This window comes from Alkaliphilus peptidifermentans DSM 18978 (assembly GCF_900101495.1).
Classification (GTDB): Bacteria; Bacillota; Clostridia; order Peptostreptococcales; family Natronincolaceae; genus Alkaliphilus_C; species Alkaliphilus_C peptidifermentans.
Genome location: NZ_FMUS01000008.1, coordinates 96,888 through 118,871 on the forward strand (window position 1 = coordinate 96,888; position 21,984 = coordinate 118,871).

The 21,984-nt window shown below is 35.3% G+C and carries 20 protein-coding genes; 5 read left to right on the forward strand and 15 right to left on the reverse strand.

Going from position 1 to position 21,984, the window contains the following annotated elements; translation table 11 throughout:
* Positions 1-138 precede the first annotated feature (138 nt).
* The 3 genes from BLP68_RS07555 to BLP68_RS21685 form a co-directional block, all read right to left on the reverse strand.
* Complete coding sequence (locus BLP68_RS07555) at positions 139-1,920, reverse strand: sigma-54-dependent Fis family transcriptional regulator (RefSeq protein WP_091541940.1); 1,782 nt, start codon at positions 1,918-1,920, stop codon at positions 139-141.
* Between the two features lie 214 nt (positions 1,921-2,134).
* Entirely contained in the window at positions 2,135-2,893 is a 759-nt protein-coding gene (locus BLP68_RS07560; RefSeq protein ID WP_176758910.1) for a phosphatase PAP2 family protein, read from the reverse strand.
* Positions 2,894-2,925: 32 nt separating this feature from the next.
* Positions 2,926-3,090 carry a hypothetical protein gene (locus BLP68_RS21685; protein ID WP_176758911.1) on the reverse strand — a complete coding sequence of 55 codons (165 nt, stop codon included), beginning with the start codon at positions 3,088-3,090 and terminating at the stop codon, positions 2,926-2,928.
* Positions 3,091-3,338: 248 nt separating this feature from the next.
* On the opposite strand from BLP68_RS21685, the gene BLP68_RS07565 reads away from it, so the two are divergent.
* Positions 3,339-3,554: a DUF1657 domain-containing protein gene (locus BLP68_RS07565; protein WP_242876935.1), complete on the forward strand. Its 216-nt coding sequence runs from the start codon at positions 3,339-3,341 to the stop codon at positions 3,552-3,554.
* A 39-nt stretch (positions 3,555-3,593) separates the two neighbouring features.
* Positions 3,594-4,895 carry a voltage-gated chloride channel family protein gene (locus BLP68_RS07570; protein WP_091541947.1) on the forward strand — a complete coding sequence of 434 codons (1,302 nt, stop codon included), beginning with the start codon at positions 3,594-3,596 and terminating at the stop codon, positions 4,893-4,895.
* A gap of 52 nt (positions 4,896-4,947) precedes the next feature.
* Here the strand turns inward: BLP68_RS07570 and BLP68_RS07575 are convergent, their stop codons facing one another.
* The 9 genes from BLP68_RS07575 to ppsA all read right to left on the reverse strand — a co-directional run bounded on the left by BLP68_RS07575 (position 4,948) and on the right by ppsA (position 15,899).
* A complete protein-coding gene (locus BLP68_RS07575) occupies positions 4,948-5,661 on the reverse strand; it encodes a YetF domain-containing protein (protein ID WP_091541949.1) in 714 nt (237 codons plus the stop codon).
* A 179-nt stretch (positions 5,662-5,840) separates the two neighbouring features.
* Positions 5,841-6,902 (reverse strand): YfjL-like protein, encoded by a 1,062-nt coding sequence (locus tag BLP68_RS07580; RefSeq protein WP_091541951.1) that lies wholly within the window; start codon positions 6,900-6,902, stop codon positions 5,841-5,843.
* A 431-nt stretch (positions 6,903-7,333) separates the two neighbouring features.
* Positions 7,334-8,599 (reverse strand): ABC transporter permease, encoded by a 1,266-nt coding sequence (locus BLP68_RS07585; protein ID WP_091541954.1) that lies wholly within the window; start codon positions 8,597-8,599, stop codon positions 7,334-7,336.
* 12 nt (positions 8,600-8,611) lie between these two features.
* On the reverse strand, positions 8,612-9,328 hold the full coding sequence (locus tag BLP68_RS07590) for an ABC transporter ATP-binding protein (RefSeq protein ID WP_091541956.1): 717 nt from the start codon (positions 9,326-9,328) through the stop codon (positions 8,612-8,614).
* Between the two features lie 77 nt (positions 9,329-9,405).
* On the reverse strand, positions 9,406-10,605 hold the full coding sequence (locus BLP68_RS07595) for an ABC transporter permease (RefSeq protein WP_091541958.1): 1,200 nt from the start codon (positions 10,603-10,605) through the stop codon (positions 9,406-9,408).
* A 15-nt stretch (positions 10,606-10,620) separates the two neighbouring features.
* On the reverse strand, positions 10,621-10,941 hold the full coding sequence (locus BLP68_RS07600) for a hypothetical protein (RefSeq protein WP_091541961.1): 321 nt from the start codon (positions 10,939-10,941) through the stop codon (positions 10,621-10,623).
* A 33-nt stretch (positions 10,942-10,974) separates the two neighbouring features.
* Entirely contained in the window at positions 10,975-11,556 is a 582-nt protein-coding gene (locus tag BLP68_RS07605; protein ID WP_091541963.1) for a Fe-S-containing protein, read from the reverse strand.
* A gap of 389 nt (positions 11,557-11,945) precedes the next feature.
* Positions 11,946-13,211 (reverse strand): MFS transporter, encoded by a 1,266-nt coding sequence (locus BLP68_RS07610; RefSeq protein ID WP_091541964.1) that lies wholly within the window; start codon positions 13,209-13,211, stop codon positions 11,946-11,948.
* Between the two features lie 66 nt (positions 13,212-13,277).
* Positions 13,278-15,899: a phosphoenolpyruvate synthase gene (ppsA, locus tag BLP68_RS07615; RefSeq protein ID WP_091541967.1), complete on the reverse strand. Its 2,622-nt coding sequence runs from the start codon at positions 15,897-15,899 to the stop codon at positions 13,278-13,280.
* Positions 15,900-16,045: 146 nt separating this feature from the next.
* On the opposite strand from ppsA, the gene BLP68_RS07620 reads away from it, so the two are divergent.
* Complete coding sequence (locus tag BLP68_RS07620) at positions 16,046-16,651, forward strand: TetR/AcrR family transcriptional regulator (RefSeq protein WP_091541970.1); 606 nt, start codon at positions 16,046-16,048, stop codon at positions 16,649-16,651.
* A gap of 129 nt (positions 16,652-16,780) precedes the next feature.
* Here BLP68_RS07620 and BLP68_RS07625 read toward each other — a convergent pair whose 3' ends face one another.
* Both BLP68_RS07625 and BLP68_RS07630 read right to left on the reverse strand, forming a co-directional pair.
* Positions 16,781-17,995, reverse strand: coding sequence for a glycosyltransferase family 2 protein (locus tag BLP68_RS07625; RefSeq protein ID WP_091541973.1), 1,215 nt, complete (start codon positions 17,993-17,995; stop codon positions 16,781-16,783).
* On the reverse strand, positions 17,992-18,747 hold the full coding sequence (locus BLP68_RS07630; RefSeq protein WP_091541975.1) for a hypothetical protein: 756 nt from the start codon (positions 18,745-18,747) through the stop codon (positions 17,992-17,994). Before BLP68_RS07630 ends, BLP68_RS07625 begins: the two co-directional genes overlap by 4 nt.
* Before the next feature lie 217 nt (positions 18,748-18,964).
* On the opposite strand from BLP68_RS07630, the gene BLP68_RS07635 reads away from it, so the two are divergent.
* Both BLP68_RS07635 and BLP68_RS07640 read left to right on the forward strand, forming a co-directional pair.
* Complete coding sequence (locus BLP68_RS07635; RefSeq protein ID WP_091541978.1) at positions 18,965-19,522, forward strand: hypothetical protein; 558 nt, start codon at positions 18,965-18,967, stop codon at positions 19,520-19,522.
* 291 nt (positions 19,523-19,813) lie between these two features.
* Entirely contained in the window at positions 19,814-20,758 is a 945-nt protein-coding gene (locus BLP68_RS07640; protein WP_242876936.1) for an EamA family transporter, read from the forward strand.
* 36 nt (positions 20,759-20,794) lie between these two features.
* Here BLP68_RS07640 and BLP68_RS07645 read toward each other — a convergent pair whose 3' ends face one another.
* Entirely contained in the window at positions 20,795-21,859 is a 1,065-nt protein-coding gene (locus tag BLP68_RS07645) for an alanine/ornithine racemase family PLP-dependent enzyme (protein ID WP_091541980.1), read from the reverse strand.
* Positions 21,860-21,984: the final 125 nt, after the last annotated feature.

A 21,984-nucleotide genomic window follows, 5' to 3' on the forward strand; every position in this document is an offset into this window, starting at 1 on the left:
TTCACTGCGATATTATATAATGTATATACGCAAAAACTATGCCAATGGTAGAGGTATTGAAATACAAGGATTTTGACATTTTAAATTCTCAAAATGAGATTGTTCAATATAAAAACAGTCTCAAAATGAGATTTATAATCATTCTGAGACTGTTTTTATATTATATTCTTTTATTTTTCTATATAAGGTTGCTCTGCTTAGCCCTAAGGCCTCAGCAGCGTCAGCGATATTATGTTTCTTGCTACTGAAATATGAAACTGCTTTTTGTATCTCTCTTTTTTCCAGTTCCTTTATTGAAGTAATAGAGCACTCATTGGTTATATTTGATGGCATATCTCTATTAATTAATCTCTTCGGTAAATCCGCCTTTGTAATTACACTACCATTACACATATTAACAGCATATTCAATAGTATTTTCTAATTCCCTTACATTTCCAGGCCAATTATATTTCATGAAGATTTCTAGAGACATGGAATCTATTTCTCTAATATTCTTTCGTAATTTACTGTTACACTTTTTTAGTAGATAATCCACCAAAGTAGAAATATCTTCTTTTCTTTGTCGCAGGGATGGAATTTGCAAAGGAATGACGTTTATTCTATAGAATAGATCCTGACGGAATTCACCCTCCAACACCTTCTTTTCTAATTCCTTGTTGGATGCTGCAATGACTCTTACATCAATTGGGATTAACTCTTTTCCACCGATTTTTTCTATCATCTGCTCTTGCAAAACCCTTAGCAGCTTAGTCTGTAGATGAAGAGGCATTTCTCCAATTTCATCCAAAAAAATAGTTCCTCTGGTTGCCAGCAAGAATTTTCCTGCCTTGCCTCCCCTCTTAGCTCCAGTAAAGGCTCCCTCTTCATATCCAAAAAGTTCACTTTCAAGTAGCTGCTCTGGAATAGCAGCACAGTTGATTGGAATAAAAGGTGCCTTGGCTCTATCACTGTTAAAGTGAATTGCTCTGGCAAATAATTCCTTACCGGTTCCACTTTCTCCTTGTATCAGAATAGTTGAAGTTGATTGACTAGCCTTTTTCGCTTCCAGCTTAACTTCCTTAAAAATCACGCTCTCCCCAATTATTTCATCAAAGTCAGTAGAAATTGTCCCCGTAGAAATGTCATTAACGGTACTTAACACATCCGAAAGCTTACTAAAAATAAACACAATACCAAAGCTTTCATTATTAATACTAATTGGATTTGTATCAAAAACCCCTCTAAGATGGTATTTCCCTTTTTTATAGGCGAATTCCTTATTTTTCACTTTATACTCTTGATTAATAAGAGATTCAAAGGTGGCAAGCCCAATAAAGTCCTTTATATTAGTTTTCATAATTTCTTCTTCTTTAACTTGAAAGAGCTTAAGGGCACTTTGATTGTAGCGCAATATTCTCCCCTCCTCATCTACGGCTAAAATCCCCTTATTAACTGAATTCAAAACAATTTCCATTTCCTTAGCTAAAATTTCTAGTTTATCTGTACTGTTCTGCTCCAATAGCTTTGAAGATATTAGATCTGCCATTTTATTTAAAAATACAATTAAATTGTTTTGATTATATAAAATTTCATCCCTCTGCTTTTCTTCAAAGGCTATTAATCCTATTACTCCAATAACCTCATTGTTAATCTTAATGGGACAGCACACCTCTGCATATTCCTTACAATTATTTGCATCGGAACATTGTAGGCATACAGCATGTTGCCCAGCATTTTCTATAATAAAGCTTTCACCTTTTTTAATAGCTACTCCAAATACTGAATTTTCATTTACTCGTTCTCCTATCCCTTCACGATATGAGCCTGTGCCTGCAACCCTAATATATTGACTATCTACAACCGTCACATCCACTTTAATTACACTTGCTATAGCCTCAGAGATATTTTGAACATTAGAAGCAATCCTCATTAAACCCATAAGCAATCATCCCTTTTAGTTTTATAGGTGGTTTCTTATTTACCATTATTGTATCAGAGATATTAGTTTTTAACCATAACTGGATTGTCAATCACTTGAAATTTAAATAAATTAAACAATTGTTTAAAGATATACCTACTAAAATAATCATGCTAATACCCCACAACAATAAAAATACTTAGCTTTATTGTTGTGGGGTATATATAGGGTTAGTCTAAATAGGATTATTATCTTTAAAATCCAAAGGTACTAGAGGGAAATCGCAAAGTCTCACCCTAGATGGATATGGTATAACCTGATGATATGGTGGCGGGTTTAGATTAGCCCGTAGGTCATGAATTGATGGTACATCAACCGGCTGGTTATTTCCATCACGCTGACGCTTTATACTATCCACAATTAGCCGTCCAATATGCCTTCCAAGTCGCAGCCCTTCCCTCAAATCTGAAGGAAAGTGTACTCCACCGTAAAGCCGTGAAATAGAGTTTTCTTCTGCTAATTTCTTTAACTGCCCAGCCTCTGTTGGAAAAAAGTAGCTCAGTATAACCTCTGCAGTACCTGATATAACAGAATGACCTGATGGATATGCCGGGAAAACAGGTGTGCAAATTACCGTAATTAGCTTCTGATCCAATTGAATAGGTCGAGGAATATTCCAAAGATATTTGTAGTGCCAAGTAATTGCAAAGGCATCGTTAATTGCAGCCTGAACTACTGCAAGCACCCGTGCTGCATGGGCTGGGCTAATGTCATAGGTATCCAGCAGCCTATCAATAATAGGTGTCCATTGTTTAGTAGCAGGTCCATCCCCCCAATATTCAGCTATTTCTTTTTGATGCCTTGTAATTTCACTTAATGTTTTTCTTACAACCGATAGTTCATTACAGAAATCGATATTATCTGGATGTTCTAGATCAAATCGAATAACTTTGCCGTCTATTCCTATAAATCTGCCATTTCTACTTCTTTTCAAGAAGAATAATGGCCATGACCCAGCCGTTGGATCTATTCCTTTTGGTGGTCCCTTTTCTCCTGGATAAGGCAGCTGGCACCATTTTTTTGTAGCTTTCTCATTGGTATTTTGTTCTTATTAACTATTGTGTTTTGAATGTTTTGGTTGTTAAATCTTATGTATTCAACTGCAGTACTTGAATATATTAATCTATCCATAATTCCCCTCCATTATTGGTAAATTCTAATTTATACAATATATGAAGGAAAAACTTCCTAGGTTACCTAAATCTTAAAACTCTTACAATTTGTATATTTGTATATATCCTATCTTGTTTGTAGTTTCTGCTATCTATTATAAATGTGCTTTCAATTATAGTACTGGGATAAGGCAACATAATGTGTGAAATTTTTAAGAATAGTTTGGTTAAACTAATTTTAGCTTGTTATGAAATAAAAAACAGGAGGTGACTCTGTTGACAGTTCAAAGCGATTTAGAAAAGGTCATTGCATATTGTGAAGCTGTAAAGGGAAGTTATGCCGTAATGGCACACTCAACAGAAGATCAACAGGCAAAGGATATGTTTAACAGTATGAAGGCTGATATAGATAAGCATATGGCATTTCTTAGCGGTAGATTAGAGTACCTGAGCCTAAATAATGAGTTGTATAGACAAAACTAGTTTTTGATAGAAGGCAGTAAATACAAGGAGACCTACTATATGGCAAGCTTAATTAGTAAATTTTTTAATACCACAACAAGAATTAGACATAAGACCTTTATTTTAACCCTTTCCAGCTGGGTGTTATGGGGGAGCATTATAGGCATAATCGTTGGTTCTACTTCAGCTCTTCTAATAAACTTCAATGATTTTCTTACAGAGGTGAGGGAAGCTAATCCAGTCACCTTATTTTTCCTTCCCATTGGTGGTATAGTTATAGGTTATATTTATATGTACTACGGTAAAGGTTCCCGCAAAGGCAACGATTTGATTCTAGAGCATATTCATCATGAACAAGGCAAAATTCCCCTAAGGATGGGTCCTATAGTATTCCTCTGTACCTTCATTACTCATCTTCTTGGTGGCTCTACAGGAAGAGAAGGTGCTGCCATCCAAATGGGTGCCAGTATATCTGAAGGTGTAAATAGGCTATTCAAGGTCAACAAAATTGACCGAAGCATTCTAATTATAAGTGGAATAAGTGGTGGTTTTGGCTCTGCCTTTGGTACACCCTTAGCAGGAACACTTTTTGGCATGGAGGCTATAGTTATAGGAAAAACCAAATATGAAGCCTTAATTCCTTGCTTAGTTGCTAGCTTTGTAGGCCATTATGTAGCAACAGCATGGGGAATTGAACACGAACATTTTATTATTAAAAGTGTACCAGATATTAATACAATTAACCTGTTGAAAATTATTGGCTTATCCATTATTTTCAGTTTTACCAGTGTTATGTATAGTCAATTAAGACATGAGGTAAAGCGCTTATCAGATAAATACATGAAAAACCTAATGCTGAGAGCCTTTGTTGGAGGGATCATCATTATAGTATTGACCTATACAATAGGCTCTAGGGATTATCTTGGTCGTGGTTTACCAATGGTTGAAAGGGCTTTTGATGGGCATGTGCCCCCTTTATCTTTTTTAGCTAAACTGGTGTTTACTGCAATCACAATGGGGACTGGCTTCAGGGGTGGTGAAGTAATCCCACTCTTCTTTATGGGAGCAACCTTAGGAAATACCCTATCTAGCGTAGTAGGATTACCACCCTCATTTCTTGCGGCATTGGGGATGATCGCAGTGTTTTCAGGAGCTACTAATACTCCTGTCTCTGCCTTTATACTTAGTATGGAGATGTTTGAGGGGAAAGGTATTACATATTTCTTTATAGCCTGTCTAATCAGCTTTATATTTTCAGGACATCATGGAATTTATGCTTCACAAAAAATTTATGAGCCTAAAAGTAGAATGTTAAATCTTCCTGCGGGAAAAACCATTAAGTCTATTGAGGAGGAAAAATGAAAATTTCAGCTATAAGCTGAGCTTTTATTTTACAACATTGACTTTTTATCTTTTATAGAATTCGAAAATCCTTCATAAAGTTATTAGATTCAGTAGCTTTAGATATCGATAATTTTCCTTCTGTATTAATTTCAGCATAAAATACTTCATCAAAGCTATTAATATTATTCATTTTCAATTGATTTAATAGCCATTCTTTGTTTTGATTAAGCTTTTGTAAATTCTCTTCATAAGCCATTCCATCAACAACAAGGGGCAGTGTTAGGCCTTTATTAATTACGCCAATTTTCATATCACTAGGGGTTACGGGCTGCAGTTGTGATTTTTTCATTACACTAACATTCCCACTATCTTCTACAATGGCATATTCAACTTCATTGATATCAAAAATCCCCTTTTCCCGTAAAAACATTAATATATTTTCTATTGAATATTTTACTTTTCCCATATTTGACTTAATAAATTGTCCCTTCTGTATAATTACAATCGGCTCAAAGGTAACCTTCCCTCCGAACCAGCGGTTTTTAATTGTAAAACTACTTATCAAATATTGTATTCCAATCAGTAGTGTTATAGCATAAGCCGTTGGTATATGGGGAACCTTAGGATCAGCAATATCTGCCCCCACTACGTTGCCCAGTATAATTATAGTCAAAAAATCAAATACAGGAAGCTCTCCGATTTTTCTTCTTCCAGTCATTAATATGAGAAATAATAACAATCCCATAATAGTAATAATTCTTAAGGTAATATTTACATATTCCATTAAGGCAAGCTCCTTCCAGCATTTTTTTCCATGTTGACTTTATTATTCCAAATCAACTATATAAAATGCGCTTAAGGAATTGATTATATATGGCGATCATAAATTTTAGTTTTATATAGAAGCTAAAAATGCACATATATTTTGAGCTAAGATAATCCAGAAGATATTATAGAGTTTTGTTATCTTTTGTTGTAATCTACTATTTCTGTTATTTCCACTAAGTCTCTTAAATTATCTATTTTTATTTCTTGTGTGATAACTATGTTGTATGCCGTGTTACCATCTGGTAAAAATGATTCTATATTAATTTCAGTATAAGGCCAACCTATATCTTGAAGCACTGTTAATATCTTATATGCCTCTTTGCTAAAGGCTTCCTTACTTTCATAGCTTTGAAGTATTGGAAGTTCTCCGTGCTTTTCTTGGTAAGCTTGCCTGTCTTCAACTGCATTAGGTTCCATAGTAATACTCACATAAATTGGTTCTTCGCCCAAATACATGGATCTTGGTGTATATTTGTTATAGGGTAGCTCTATGGATATTGATAAGCTTCTAATGTCGGATATTGGAATATCAGTTTTTTGTTTAATCATACTCATTAATATTTGTTTAGCATCATGGGCCTGCTTTTCTTCTATTCTGAAATGATAATCGTCACCTATACCACCACTTCTATAGTAGGTAATATCCCCTTTATTTCTAAAATCCTCAGTACTTCGTACCCTTGCAGTATAATCATTCATTTTCAACCCGTAGCCAATACTCTCTATTTCTAATTTCCCCTCATAAGTTTCCATTATATATGTTTTTATGCGATTCTGTGCTTTTAAAAATCCTATTGGATTTCCATAGATATCAAAGTGCATTAGAATTCCGCCATATACTAGAATTAATCCAAAAACAAAAATAATAATTTGCTTAATTCCTCTGAAACTCTTCAATTGCTTAATAGAGTATGCTAATAGCAATCCTCCACTAATCTCAACTAAACTAACTGGCAAAACAAATATTATAAAGCTTCCTCTATCACCAGCTACCTCTAATATTATATGCATTAATATTGCACCAATGTATATGGTCCAAGGTCTAACTCCTATGAAATACATTACAAAAGAACCAATTATTATAATGGGTATAGTTGATAACATACTATTGCTTAACATCATTATGCTAACCAATATTATTGTTAACATTACGCCACCCTCGGCTTTAATATAATTCAATGAAAATTTTTCCTCCATCTTTATCCCCCTCAATGGTTATTTCAAGATAAAAAAACTATTTATCTACTAAATAACTACTCTCTTCTCTTTGCTTATTATTGATTTCATCGTGTTTAATCCCCTTTTTTTAATTCAACCGCCTATACTGATAGCCATTATATATAAGTATACAAATTATGTAAAGGAAAGTCTAATAAACTATAAACCCCCTTATTATGTAGCAAGAATTTTATTGCCACACAAAAAAGAGACGCCTAATGGCGTCCGAGGTTGTTGAAAAAGTCAACAATATCCAGACTGATGAAAAAGTCACAGATTCGAGGCGCAATAAAACCTAGCGACTGCAACGTATACGTAATACGTAAGGGTGCTGGGTTTTTGCAGCAACGAAGAAGATGGGGGTTTTTCATCAGTCTGAGACGCCTAATGGCGTCCATCTTATTTAATATTTAAATAAAGCGTAATGCTTCAACAGGATCCTGCTTTGCTGCTTGATACGCAGGATAGATACTGGATATCAAGCCAATTGCTATCGCCAGTCCTGTGGCAATCAGTAGAAGATCAAACCTCCAAGGTACTATGATATCCATGCCGGCAAAGATAGGCCCTGCATATCGAGCTATAAGCATTCCTCCAATGAAACCTATTAACCCTCCAACAACACTTATTAAGAGGCCCTCCATCATGATTATTTTTGCAATATGGTATTTACGAAAACCTAGGGCACGGAATACTCCAATCTCTCGTGTTCGCTCCCTAACTGAGTTTGACATGGTAAGGCTTACCACTAGCATACCCACCAGGAGTACTAGTAAAGATATAGCCATACCGAAACGTACAAGTCGTACCAACATCTCATCTCTTCTCAGGGTCTCCTGTCGAAGGCTGGTTATATGAGTATGGGGTAGTGCTTGATTTAATTCTGAAAGCAATGCTTCTTCAGAACCACTCATATAGTCAACAGCCATTTCTATTATGGTTATTTCACCGGGACGTCCCAATATCTCCTGAGCCACCGGAATATTCATAAAGATCTGCTGATCTTCTGCAGATCCACTTTCCGCAAGAATACCGTAAACCTCCATTTCAAGTCCCGAAAGGGTAATCAAGTCACCCTCCACCAACTTCAACGAAGCTGCAACAGCAGAACCCATCAGTACTTGACCATCAGAAATGTTAAGCTGCTCCAAGTCCTGCCTAGAAAGATCAATGTTTTCAAACTCCATCTTTTTTCCGTCTTCAGTTTCTATAGCCTCCACCTGGGCTTCTTCTATCTGAAATCCATACTGCTGATCTTGAACTCGTAGCCAGGGCTTCACCTGAAATTCCTGGGATAGGTTGGCACCCACCAATATAACCTTATGGGGTCCATGCTGATACATTCCCATCAGTTTAGGCGCAACAACCCTAATCATATTATTAGAGCTTAGTTCATCTAATTTACTCACATCCTCTGTGGACAACTGCTCTACATCATACATGATCTCTGGAAGGGTAATCCCACCGTATGAAAAAGTTAATCCACCAGCATCTGGTGTAATAACAACATTAACTCCAAATTCAGTAACCTGTCGGGTCATCTCGGTTTTCATTGTCTCTACTACACCATAGACTGACACTATGGTGGCTATACCAATTGCCAAACCTAAAAGTACAAAGAACATTTTAGCCTTCCGTCGACGGAGATTATTTAATGTTATATGATAAAGCTGCATTTTATCCCTCCGTTACTGTCTTTTATTAGAAACTACTTGAACTAAATCATCTTGCTCCATTGATAACCTTCCATCCTTCATCATAATGGTACGACCCATATATCGTGTATTTTCTGGATTATGGGTAACCATAAGAATTGTTAATCCCTCTTGATTTAACTGTTGAAAGAGCTCCATTATTTCATCTCCTGTTTTTGTATCAAGACTACCGGTAGGCTCATCAGCCAATATAAGAGGCGGAGCATTGACAATAGCCCTTGCAATTGCTACCCTCTCCTGTTCCCCTCCAGAAAGCTGATTTGGCAACCGTTTCATTTTGTCAGCAAGTCCTACACGGTTAAGTGACTCTACTGCCATTTCTCGCTTTTCTTTACTGGAGCGTTTAGTCGTAGTTAAGGGTAACATTGCATTCTCCAGGGCTGTCAGGTAAGGAATTAGTTGAAACTGCTGAAAAACGAATCCCAGATATTCCCGTCTGAAGTCTGCTCTTTTTTCCTGGGATAGTTTATAAATATCTATTCCATCAATCTCAATTATTCCAGAAGTTGGAGGGTTTAAGGCTCCAATTATTGATAGTAAAGTGCTTTTCCCAGAGCCCGATTGACCCATTACACTTACAGATTCACCTTTTTCTATATCCAGTGTTACAGCTTTTATGGCTTCAACTTCATCCCCCATAGATTTATATACTTTCTTTATATCTCTCAACGAGATCATAATCTCAGACATACTTTTGCCTCCTCAAAATATCTGTATAATTCTTTCTAATATTACATAATTAAAGATTTATAATTACTCATAGATTACTAGATAAAACGTAGGGCCTCAGCTGGATCAAGCTGTGCAGCCTTCATGGCTGGATATACACTAACTAGCATTGTCAACCCTGTAGATAAAAGTATGGCAGGCAAAAGGAGTTGAAATTGCATTGGAATAGCTCCCTGCAGCTGAGCTAAATATGGTCCTGCATACATTGCAGCAAAGCTACCTGAAAAGAAGCCTACTAAGCCTCCCAGTATACTGATCATTCCTGCCTCCATAAATATAATTTTCAAAATATCGGAGCGTCGAAACCCAATAGCTCTAAAAATTCCTATTTCTCTAGTCCTTTCATTAACAGAAGAAAGCATGGTGGTTAAAACCACCAAAGCTGCAATCAGCAAAACCATACCTGAGAGAGCATATCCGAAAACTGAGAACTGCTCAATTGTTTCTTCTCTAAAAAGAGCAGCTTGACGCATAGGAATCACTCGACTATTGGGTAAAGCATCCTCTAGTCCCATGGCTATTTCTTCTATAGGACATGCATTACAATATGCGGAGATCTCGATCATAGACAACTCCTGCGGCCTGTTAAGCAAGTCCTGCACAACCTCTAGGTTTGCATAAATCAACCCGTCTTCTTCACTTCCCAACTGATTTAAAATACCAAATACTTGGAAAGGCCGATTATTTATAATTAGCTGTTCCCCTACTGCCACCCCTAATGTTGTGGCAGCAGAGCTACCAACCACTATTCCATCCTCTGGTATATCAAGCAGTGCCAAGTCTCCTACCGATTCTCCTGGTTCTAAGTTTGCTTGTTGCTGCAGTGAAAACCAAGGTTTTTGTATGAACTCCTGTCTTCCTTCCACTCCAACGATTAAGGCCTTCTGATTCCCTGCATCAACTGCCCCTACTAGTTTAGGGGAAACTATGTTAATGTATTCCTGCACAGAAGAATCATAAATTTTTGGAATATCCTCAATGGTAAGCTTCTCTACATCAAAGGTTAAATCAGAAACAACAGTACTACTATAGTGCATTTCCATACCCTCCGACCTAGGAAGAATAATGGCATTTGCACCAAATTCATCAATCCTATCTCCTAACTCTAGATGCATAGCTTGAATTATATTCAGAAATCCCACTACAGTGGAAACTCCTACTACTAACCCCAGCATTAAAAAAATCATTTTAACTTTTCTTCTTCTTAAATTATTTAAAGCGATTTGAAATAAATTCATTGACTCACCCCAGTTCTATTCCAGCTCATACATTTGACCATTGAAGTAGCTCATTCTCATTACTTGGGTACCCTCATTGTAAATATGAATTTCTTTATGGCAACCAAAGTTCTTTACTCTTGCTTCTATATCTTCATTTTCAGCCTGTTCTGGGTATTTCTCAAAATAATATTCTAAGGCTATATCCCCCAGGCTGTTGCCTCCAGTCCTGATTCCATCTGTTCTTCCTGTAAAACCAAATCTATTGATTCCCACAAGAAATATCAATACAATAACAGCTATACCAATATATCTCCATACTTTATTTTCATCCTGATGGTCTTTGTTGTTACTCACTACTTTACCTCCTCCTTTTTTCAAAATACGAAATTAAGCACGGCTCCTCCAGTTCAATACGCTATCTAAATCGATAATGATGATACCGTCTTCAATAGTTGGGTTCATATTCACAGGAGGATATGACCCACATGCTACAGAGCCTGATATAAATTCATGATTTTCAATGTTATAGGTGGTTCTGCAGGCATCACATACTAAAGTTTCCCCAGCAAGAGAAAATGTCCTCCCTCGACAAGGCTCGCACATACTACTACCTACAAAGATACGTCCAGAAGGTGTTATATAAGCCATCAATGGAACTAACTCATTCTGATTGTTTTCTATTTCAAAGGATATAATATTATTTTGGTCTACCTCATCAAGTGATATTCTAATCTGCCCATCTTCAATAATTGGTTCCACTGGAGTCATGGAGATAAATTCCCCTATATATGAACGAGCAGGTGCTACTGCGTTACCAAAATACTCCCCTTCCACCTGACCACCAGAACCTAACACAACAAATAATATAACTGCTACCACAAGGATACCTATACCTCCTAAAATTAGAGGTAATTTGCTTTTTTCAGTTTTTGTGAATTGCTCCTTTTTACTTAGCATCTTCTTTGACATATTTACGCCTCCAAATCTATTTATTAAACCTATTTACATAATTAAATATGACTCATAATTTTAGCCTTTGTTTAATTCTCGCCCCCTTAGCACATTTTTTACACATGTATTATTTACTACAGATGTGTGTGTCATTTAACACAATAAATATCTTCTTATGATAATATCGTATTTCCTGTAGGAATGGTTTTATGAACAGACTCTATTCACATCATTAGCTTGAAATAAAAAGCTTAATAAACATCCCCATATCCTATAAAGCAATTTTTATGCCAAAACTAAACTCCTTTAAATAATAATTGTTTTTAATAAGCTGGCTAAACAGCAACTGCCCCTTCTAATTATTTATCAGAAGGGGCAGTTGCTAATTTTTATGGGTGTATTTCTAATCACTTTTCTTTAATTTTTTCATTGTTTAATGAGGCTAAAAATCCTATGGAAAGCAGCAGCATCATTAAAGTAGCCACCAGTACCACCCAATGCATTGAAACTTTCTCAAGGACAAATCCATATACTAATGCACCTAACGGAATTCCCCCTCTAGAAATCATACTTACCAAAGAAAATACCCTTGACATGTATTGGTTGGGGGTTTCTTTTTGTATATATGCCTGTACTGGGATAGCTATAAACATATTAGCTGTACTAAATAGACATAAAACTACTGCCAATGAAGCAAAGTATTGGGTTGTGTTATTTCCTAATGTAGCTAGAGTTCTTGGAAGCATCAATAATGCATACATTAGCATTGTCAATATTAGCAATCCTGCTCCTCCCATCAAGGGACTTCTTACCTTTGCATCCTTTCCATAGAGTATACCTATTGTTAGACTTCCCAATAGTGCTCCGAATACAATTATCATTTGCAAGTAACCATATTGTACATCAGAGTAATCTAAACTGGTTTTAAAAAACAATGGTAGTATTACACTAAAGAATGGTTGTACTACTAAATAGACAACTAAAAAGAAAAGGCATAGCCTACTAATGATTTTATTAGATAAAATAAATCTAATACCCTCCGATAAATCATCCAGAATCCCCCTTATGCCTCCAGCTACTTCTCGCTTAGAATGTTTATATTTTATAAGCATCTCGGTGATTCCTGATAACAAAAATGAAATTCCATTGACAAAAAATACTATCGTAATGCCAAAGTTAGCATAAAGGGCAGCTCCAATTACAGGCCCCAGCATAACTGATGCACTCCTTGTTGATGCTACTGTAGAGTTTCCTCTGGTCAATTCATCTTTAGCAACCAATTGAGGCAGCATTCCCCTTGTAGCCGGTTCAAATAATCCATTTAACAAAGATATAATTACCTGCACTATCAGCAGCAGAGAAATTCTCATCAAATTCATATAAGATATTAACCCTAAAGACAAAATCACTCCTGCACTTATAAAGTCTGTTATCACCATAATTTTTTTTCTATTAAGCCTATCACCCAGAACACCTGCAAATGGATAAACAAAAAGGGCAGGGAGAAGGGACAAAAATGAAAATAATCCTATGGTGGCTGCCGTGCCACCAGCATCTATTATATATAGTGGCATTATCATCATTTGAATACTTGTTCCCGTATCGGATACCATCCTACCAAGAAGAAATAATGTAAAGTTAGTATTTAAAGCCTTGTTTTCTTTTATAGGCATGGTTTTCCTCCAGTCTAAGGGCCCCATTTTAAATAGTCATTGTTATAATGTAATGACAGTTTATCGTTATAGCAATTCTACATATCCCTCAGTTCCATTTATTCGAATTCGCTGTCCATCTTTTATTAATTTTGTGGCATTCTCCACCCCTACAACTCCAGGTATACCATATTCCCGAGTAACAACTGCACCATGGGTCATCAGTCCACCTACTTCAGTAACTAACCCTTTGACAGATACAAACAAAGGTGTCCAGCTAGGGTCTGTATATGTTGTAACCAGAATGTCCCCTTCTTCTATATTGGCGTCCTCAAGTTTCAAAACAACCCGTGCTCTTCCTTCTATGACACCTGATGACACAGCCACACCCGCCAAAGCACCCTCCGGAATATTACCATTATTATATTCTCCCGTTATAATTTCCCCCTCTGAGGTCATTACTCTAGGTGGTGTTAATTTTTCATAGATCTCGTAGTCAGCTTTTCGTTTATTTATAATACTATAGTCTAGTCGATTTGTTCTAATAACCTCATGAAGTTCATCAAAGTATAGATAAAAAATGTCCTCAGGTTCCTTTATAAGTCCCTTTTGAACCAGTAGGGATACTTCCTTCAATAGTGCAGTCTTATATATTTGGAAACGCTTTATGAAGGAATACTTTGGATATTCTCTGAAGCCTATAAAGTTTCGTAGCATACTGAACATCTTTTTTGCTTTTTTAGCCTTTCTCTTTCCACCAGGCAATTGCTCCAAACGGTTTAAAAGATCCCTTTCCTTCCCTTCTGCCTCTAATAGACCTTGTTGAAATATAATACTGCTTGAATTAAGCTCAGAGCTATTTATTGTACTGATGATCATAGGAATGAGAGCAGTCGGCTTCTCTCTCCAGCGGGGCTTTGTAATGTCTATTTCTCCAGCACAACGCATACCATATAATTTTAGATATTCTTCTATTGCATCCTTTACTACAACGCCGCCTTTTAGCTTGGATAGATCCTGAAAAAAGGTATCATCTTTAGCATCTTTAAAGTACTCTATTACCTCTGGATACTTAGCAACTATGCAAGATACATCTAGAAGTGCCAACCCCATTTCTGAAGTAACATTATTTTTTACAGATTTGGAAAGGATATCTACAACATTCTTTTCACCTAACCATTTTTCCATTTTTGAATTAACCCAGTTAGTTACCAAGCCTCCGATGGCCATCATACTCATGTTCCCGGGTCCTGTTAGGGTAGCTTTTAAATCTTTAGTATCCTGTAAAATAAATTTCAACAACTCATCACCTGATAACTTTTTAATCCTCTCCTCCATCTCAAGTATCAGTTTTTCGTTATATGCGATTAGTTCTTCAATAATTATAGGATTATTTTCTCTATATGTTTTTATAATCGGTGGTATCCACGATAGAATTCCTGAGCTCATATTTATAGACCCTTTTCCTCGAGGTAGTGTCTTAACAAAATCCTTTCGTTTCATTAAGTTTACAAGGGCATTCTTCATTAAAATATCAGCCTTGCCGGTACTAGTAATCAAAACCTTCCTTCCTATTGGCGAGGCTAGATCATAGGTTCCATCTATAAAAAGCCTTCCACCGGCAGCATTTAAGTTTTCACCAAACCAAAATGACAACATTTTGCAGAAGGACATACCCAATGGCTTAATATCTTCTGTCATCATCTGCAGATGACCCATAGATGCATATACTCTGTTCTTTCCGTCGTTTTCTGGTATTGGGTAGAGGGTTGTAATTGGCCTGCTTTGAACAATATAGAACTCTCCATTAAATAAGCACCATTCGATATCTTGAGGACGTTTAAAATATTTCTCTATTCTTCTCCCTATATCATTAAGTCGTAAAATTTCCTCATCTGTCAGAGTTTGCACATTTTGCTGTTGTGGCTGAATTTCCCTCTCTTCAGTCCCTCCACCTTGTAGGGAATAAATGGCTATTTTTTTAGTGGCTACCTTTTTCTCAAGGATATTTTCCTCTCGCACTTTGTAGTTATCAGCATTCACTAAGCCCGAAACTAAGGCTTCTCCAAGTCCAAAGCTTGCATCTATAGATACCACCTTTCTATTACCTGTTATAGGATCGGCTGTAAACATTATTCCAGAGGCTTCGGGGAAAATCATTTTCTGAACAACAACTGAAAGATACACCTTTCGATGCTCAAACCTATTCTGTATACGATAGGTTACAGCACGGTCTGTATATAGTGAAGCCCAGCACCTTCTTATATGCTCCAGAATTGAATCTATACCCAGTATGTTTAAATAGGTATCCTGCTGTCCAGCAAATGATGCCAATGGCAAATCTTCTGCTGTAGCGCTGGAACGAACAGCATAAGGATGTTTTTCTCCAAGCTTTTCTATTTCTAAGCTTATAGCCATTACAATATCCTTGGGAATTTCTGTCCCTTCAATAACCAAACGAATTTTCTTGCTGACCTGGGCAATTTTTTCACTATCCTTCAGGCTTAACAGCGACAATTGATCCATCAATGAATCTAATTCTTTATTATCTTCAACTATTTTTTTATAGGCTTCTGTAGTAACACAAATTCCCTCCGGCACTATTATTCCTGCAATTTTTGAAAGTTCTCCTAAATTAGCACCTTTTCCTCCTACTTCTGGTAGATTTGTACCATTTATTTGTTTAAATGATAATACATATTCTTTCATAAATATCACCTCTTTCTATATATTATGAACTATTTTTATTTATATATTACATAATATATAAAATTAGTTTTTTTGTCAATAAGTTATGAAGTTATTTAATTGATATATTTCATAATTTATAGTAAACTATTATAGAGGTGAATATAATGGATGGTTTTGAACGTCGCAAGGAAAGAAAAAAAGAAAATATTTGTCAAGCAGCCTTCGATCTGTTTTCTGTGTATGGGGTTAAAAAGGTCAGTATTGCTGAAATAGCAAAGCAGGCAAAGGTATCTCAAGTAACTATTTATAACTACTTTGGCAGTAAGGATGAGCTGTTAAGAGACGTAATTACAGTCTTTATGAATAAGAGCTTGAAGGAGGCTACAGATATTATTGAAGCCAACCTCCCTTTCCCCGAAAAGCTTGAACTCTTTCTGGCTGAAAAACCAGAAGCTTTATCTGCCTTGAATTCAGATTTTCTTAAATCAATGATGTCTGAAGACCCTATTCTGAGACAGATGGCTAAGGATTTTGCTGATAATAAGTTTATCCCTTTAATGATGAAGCTGTTTGAAAACGGAAGAGAAGAAGGTTATATTAAGCATAATATTTCCAATGAAGCTATTTTAATCTATATTAATATGTTTAGAGAGGGTAAGAGATCAGATGCATTCTTAGATATTGGGGTAAGTAAACATTTATTTAAAGAACTGATCACCCTATTTTTCTATGGAGTTCTTGGTAATCCCTTAAACAATAATATTAACTAAAATTCAAAAGAAAAACCCTCCTATGACATTCTTTAATACCGTTAGGAGGGTTTGTTAATAAATTTTTTATACTAATTATAGAAATTTACAGAATAAAAAAGAGCATTTTAAATGATTATGGGTTACCCGCTAAAATCGAATTGTTTTATCCCATGAGATAACCTTCTTCTGTTTCTTTGCTTTTATATAGAAGAATAGACTCCTGAAAAAGAGAAATATGAAGAGCTGACAATAGGTAAAATATGATATAAACCCTACAGCCATATTTATTGGAGATACTGTTTTTTCAACCACCTGTGCACTAAAGACCTGAGAAGTATAAACAAGATAAGACATATACCAAATAAGTAAAAAAGGTAGCTGTATGTTAGAATTAAAAAATCCCAAGAGTCCCGCAATAAACCATCCATGGGAAAGCATTAAAAATGTTAAGAATACAATATATACTAAAACCTGTTGTAGACTATGTACCAACATTTTACCCTTAAAATTATCTATAGAGCTAAACATTTTTTCTAATAGATATAAATTACCATGCAACCACCTTGTTCGCTGCTTGATCAGAACTTTTATCTCTTCTGGCTCTTGTTCCCAGGTAATTGCTTCAGGTACTATTGGCAGTAGCTGACCTATGTTGGTGATTCTTAATGTCAGCTCTGCATCCTCAGCTAAGGCAAAAACATCATAATTCCCTACTTTGTCTATGGTTGAGCGTTTTACCAGCATATTTGTTCCTGTTAATGAGCCTGTATTAAACAAAACCCATCTTCCAGATTGCATTAATAACTGAAATACTTGAAACTCTAATGAGATCATACGAGTTAGTAAGTTTTTATTTTCATTTATTGTTCTTACGTACCCTACAGCGCCTGCAGAATTAGGTATCTTTACTGCTGCTTCCACCAGTAACCTTAAGGACTGTACCTCTGGTTGGTTGTCGGCATCATAGACGACAAAATACAGTGAATTAGAAATACTAAGTCCGTAGTTTAAAACTCTTGATTTCCCTCGGGGCTCTCCTTTGGGGACTTTAATATGGTGCAGATTATTATATGCTTTAGCAAAGGCTTCAGCAATTATTCCTGTATCATCTTTAGAATTATCATTTAATAGATAAATCTGAACTTCACCGGGATAATCCAATTTAATTATTGCATCTAGAGTCTTTTGAATAACCTTTCCTTCGTTGTGGGCGGGGATTAATATATCTACACTTGGGTAAGTATCCAATACTTTTGATTCCCTGGCCTTGGTTCGATAATACAATCCGTAAATTGTAAGTATTGAGTAATATAGTATAATAACTAAAAAAACAATAGTGTTAATCAAAAATAGATATCTCATATATTCATCACCTTATTATCAACTATTCCAATATACTCTACTTTAATAAGAAGGTCACTTTCCTTTAGATTAACTTTTGATCTTACAATGCTTAAATAACGATTTAAAGCTATGGTCATCCCTTCATTATCTGTATTTTGAAGTAACAAAACAAAGGTATTATCATCATATTTACCAACTAAATCATACTCACTTCTAAAGACTGTTAACGCTATATCTGTTAAAGTACTAAATATGGATTTTTGTATAATGGGATCAATTTCTTCTAATGAAAAATACAGTTGATAACCTTCTTCTCCCCGTCTAGCCATGGCCATTTTTATTAAATTGCTTCTTTTTTCAAATTCCTGTTTTGTTAGTAGTCTTGTGTAGCCAACAAAAGCTTCTAGCTCATTAATTCTTTGACTCAATTTCCAATTTTCCTGCTCTAACCTTCCTGTAAGGTATGTTGAGCTATATATAATTGCTGCATTGGTGGTTAATGTCATATGATATATAATTGCTTTCCATTCCAATGAAATATCATATCCATTGATAAATCCCAAAACCAGATAACTAATTCCTATTATTAACATATAAGCTATCAATAATATAAAGCCTTTACTTTGAGACAAAAATGTAAATAAAATCATCAATAATATATACTGAGGAATAAAAAGCTGTGTCATTGTTGGTAGAATATAAGTAATGGTTATATAAAAAAAAATAAGTTGACCTACCTTCAAAAGAGTCAGCCATTGGATTTTTTTCATTTTAATTCTCCTTTATGTGGCGACTAAGGTGTATAGTTAATAGTCTAAATTTGCTACCATAGGTTGCTGTGGCACTTTACTTATATGTCCATTATACAATAATGTAGGCGTTTAACTTATAGGTAAAATCTGCAAAGGTGCTTATTTCGGTGGTTTTTTCCCTATTATTGAACTTCAATTTATAATAGATTATACTGAAAAAGGAGGTGTTTTGATTTTGAAAAAGATTTTATTTCTATTAATTGTATTTTTATTATTTTTACCACTTTGGGGTTGCAATACCGAATTACAGGGAAAAGACAGGGCTGCTATACCCAGTATCCAAGATGTTGATGAAGCATATATTAAAGCCTATGAGGCTTTTACATGGTTTGAAATTAGCACTATGCCTGTGGAGTCTACCACTAAGGAAGCTGATGGGATGATATACAATAAAGTAAATCATGATACTATTAAAACCTATGTTGACCTGGAAAACTACTTTCATTCAATATTTTCCCAAGATATAGCTGAAGAAGTATTGAATACTGAATTTAAGCGTTATCGAGATATTGATGGAGAATTATATGGTATTTTAGCTGATAGAGGGACAGATATTTATAAAGGCGAGGAAGCTTTTGAGGTGCGACAAGAAAGCGATGTAAAATTCATCTACACAGTTGAAGTTGAGCTGCTTGGAGCGGACTACAGTGTTATTGGATACGAAAGTCATGAATTTTTATATGAATTAATTAACGGCCAGTGGGTTTTTACAAACTTCTATTTATTCAGATAGTAGCGCTAAGAATTTTATGGATTATTGAATTGTTTAAAAATCTAGAAAATTAATACTAACCACCTAATAAAATTATCAATAAAAAAGTAAGATGTGCTATTGTCTTGTCATTGCACCTCTTACTTTTTGTAATTACGAAACAAGGCAATCTTTTCTATGTAGTAACCACCATTGGATAGATTTATTTCTTCATTCAGATAAACTTCTAATATTAAATAAAAAATATAGGAATATATTCTTGAAATAGACTATAATTAATCTATTAGATTAATTTTATGGAGGTTATATGTCATGGATTTTATGAATGACAAGGATGAGAGAAAAAATATATTGGCATTTTTGTGTGTTTGCATTGTATGGGGCTCTACCTATTTAGCCATAAGAATAGGTGTTAGTGCTTTCCCTCCAGCGTTATTTGCTGGCCTTCGTTTTTTGCTGGCAGGCTTAGCTATGGTTATTTATGCTTGTTTAAAAGGCCTGAAGTTTCCTAATAAAATTGATATTAGAAGACTTTCAATAGTAGGGCTATTTTTATTGGTGGGAGGCAATGGCTTAGTAGTATTGGCCAGCCAATGGGTTCATTCTGGTATAACTTCCCTTATAGTTGCCTCTATGCCAATCTTTATGGCATTAATAGAGCTTTGTTTACCTAAGTCCAGTAGGATTGCTGGTAAAGGCTGGTTTGGTCTCATTCTTGGATTTTCGGGGGTGGTTTTACTTGTAATCACCAGTTCAGGAACAGGAGCCATCAATGTAAGCGGAGCCTTAATACTTATATGTGCCACCCTGTTTTGGTCAATAGGCTCTGTATACTCAAAACAGTTTAGATCTACTGGTTCAATTGTAACCCATATAGGTATACAGATGCTGGCAGGAGGAATTGTTCTTACATCAATTGGAATATTCTTAGGCGAAGTGTCCCGCGTTAACCTAACACTAAAGGGTATAGGATCTATTTTATATTTGGCTATATTCGGTTCAGTACTAGCTTATAGCTGCTATATCTATATACTTATGAGATGGCCCGCTTCTAAAGCTGGAACCTATGCCTATGTTAATCCTTTGGTTGCAATATTTCTCGGTTTTATTGTTTTGAAGGAGCCTATTTCACTAAAGATACTTATTTGTACAGGGGTTATCCTTATGGGAGTGTTTCTAGTTCAAACGTCAAAATTAAAACCAGTATCTGAAGCTGTACTACAGGTTGATTCTGTCAACACCAGTGGAGAAGTATAGGTCTTTTATTCTATTTTATTTAAAGTTTTTAATAACTTACAATATAACTTTTCTTACAAATGGAGAGGTCATAGAAGTAAGTAAAGCTGCATAGTTTAAGTCGAATGATACAATGTCACCAATATTCTTATCTGGGATTTGTGTCATGTCAACTAATGTATGGTCACTAGTAGCACCTATAACTTTAATTTTCGATTGACTGGGTATTAGACCATCGATATTTGTATCCTGGCGACCCATATTTAGAATAGCCCGTGTCATTATTCCTCTATCCTCAATAGTAGGGGTATTACCAAATGCATCTTGTCCAATTTCACCTACAGGCAATGACGGTTTTGATTTTTTCTCAATTATTTCTGCACATAAAGTAAACGCATCTTGATAAGTACCATGCCATAATTCTCTACCTACTGTCTCTCGGCCTAGAAGTATCCCTTCTCCTATTCTAAAGTGATTAATCCGATCAGGCAATTTACCTGAGGACAAGAGTTTAAAAGAACTAGAATTTCCACCCGATAAATACTGAAGCTTTATCATAAATTTATCTTCTACTTCTTCGACTAAATCAACTAACTGTTTATTATTCTCATAAGTTGGTATCGTTCCATTTAAATCCGTCAAATTAGTTCCAAGACCAACTATTTGAATACCTCTCATGGAAATAATTTCTTTAACTAGAGGAATTAATTCATCCGGCCAAACACCCTCCCGTAAATCACCTAGATCAACCATTATAATAATTTTATGTATTGTCCCTTTTTTTAAGCTAGCTTCAGATAGGGCTCTTATAACCTCATACTCAGAATTCAAGCTGTAATCTGCCACAGAAACAACCCTTTCAATTTCTGACATATGGGGTGATCTCATTAATAGTATAGGTACATGAATATTACTTTTCCTCAGTCCTTCAATATTATCCAGGCGAGATTCTCCAATCCATTCAACCCCTCCACGAATCATAGCTTGTGCAACTTCAGGCATTCCCAATGTACCTTTTGTAACTCCTGTTACTGATACTCCATATTCTTTACACTGATTAACTATTGTTCTTGCGTTATGTTGGATTTTTGAGATATCAATCTTTATATAAGGTGTTTTCATCCATATATCCTCCTAATTTTATATTTAACAACCCCGAAACCATTAAATTATTTGTAGTAATTCGACTTTTCTTAATCATAATATAATTCTATCATGGAAATATATAGTAATATAGTAATTTGTAA

What these genes read in the sequence shown, in the direction of transcription:
- BLP68_RS07555 (WP_091541940.1), bottom strand. Translation starts at nt 1,920, where the DNA reads ATGGGTTTAATGAGGATTGCTTCTAATGTTCAAAATATCTCTGAGGCT.
- BLP68_RS21685 (WP_176758911.1), bottom strand. Translation starts at nt 3,090, where the DNA reads ATGGATAGATTAATATATTCAAGTACTGCAGTTGAATACATAAGATTT.
- BLP68_RS07570 (WP_091541947.1), top strand. Translation starts at nt 3,594, where the DNA reads ATGGCAAGCTTAATTAGTAAATTTTTTAATACCACAACAAGAATTAGA.
- BLP68_RS07575 (WP_091541949.1), bottom strand. Translation starts at nt 5,661, where the DNA reads ATGGAATATGTAAATATTACCTTAAGAATTATTACTATTATGGGATTG.
- BLP68_RS07580 (WP_091541951.1), bottom strand. Translation starts at nt 6,902, where the DNA reads ATGGAGGAAAAATTTTCATTGAATTATATTAAAGCCGAGGGTGGCGTA.
- BLP68_RS07585 (WP_091541954.1), bottom strand. Translation starts at nt 8,599, where the DNA reads ATGCAGCTTTATCATATAACATTAAATAATCTCCGTCGACGGAAGGCT.
- BLP68_RS07590 (WP_091541956.1), bottom strand. Translation starts at nt 9,328, where the DNA reads ATGTCTGAGATTATGATCTCGTTGAGAGATATAAAGAAAGTATATAAA.
- BLP68_RS07595 (WP_091541958.1), bottom strand. Translation starts at nt 10,605, where the DNA reads ATGAATTTATTTCAAATCGCTTTAAATAATTTAAGAAGAAGAAAAGTT.
- BLP68_RS07605 (WP_091541963.1), bottom strand. Translation starts at nt 11,556, where the DNA reads ATGTCAAAGAAGATGCTAAGTAAAAAGGAGCAATTCACAAAAACTGAA.
- BLP68_RS07610 (WP_091541964.1), bottom strand. Translation starts at nt 13,211, where the DNA reads ATGCCTATAAAAGAAAACAAGGCTTTAAATACTAACTTTACATTATTT.
- ppsA (WP_091541967.1), bottom strand. Translation starts at nt 15,899, where the DNA reads ATGAAAGAATATGTATTATCATTTAAACAAATAAATGGTACAAATCTA.
- BLP68_RS07620 (WP_091541970.1), top strand. Translation starts at nt 16,046, where the DNA reads ATGGATGGTTTTGAACGTCGCAAGGAAAGAAAAAAAGAAAATATTTGT.
- BLP68_RS07625 (WP_091541973.1), bottom strand. Translation starts at nt 17,995, where the DNA reads ATGAGATATCTATTTTTGATTAACACTATTGTTTTTTTAGTTATTATA.
- BLP68_RS07630 (WP_091541975.1), bottom strand. Translation starts at nt 18,747, where the DNA reads ATGAAAAAAATCCAATGGCTGACTCTTTTGAAGGTAGGTCAACTTATT.
- BLP68_RS07640 (WP_242876936.1), top strand. Translation starts at nt 19,814, where the DNA reads ATGGATTTTATGAATGACAAGGATGAGAGAAAAAATATATTGGCATTT.
- BLP68_RS07645 (WP_091541980.1), bottom strand. Translation starts at nt 21,859, where the DNA reads ATGAAAACACCTTATATAAAGATTGATATCTCAAAAATCCAACATAAC.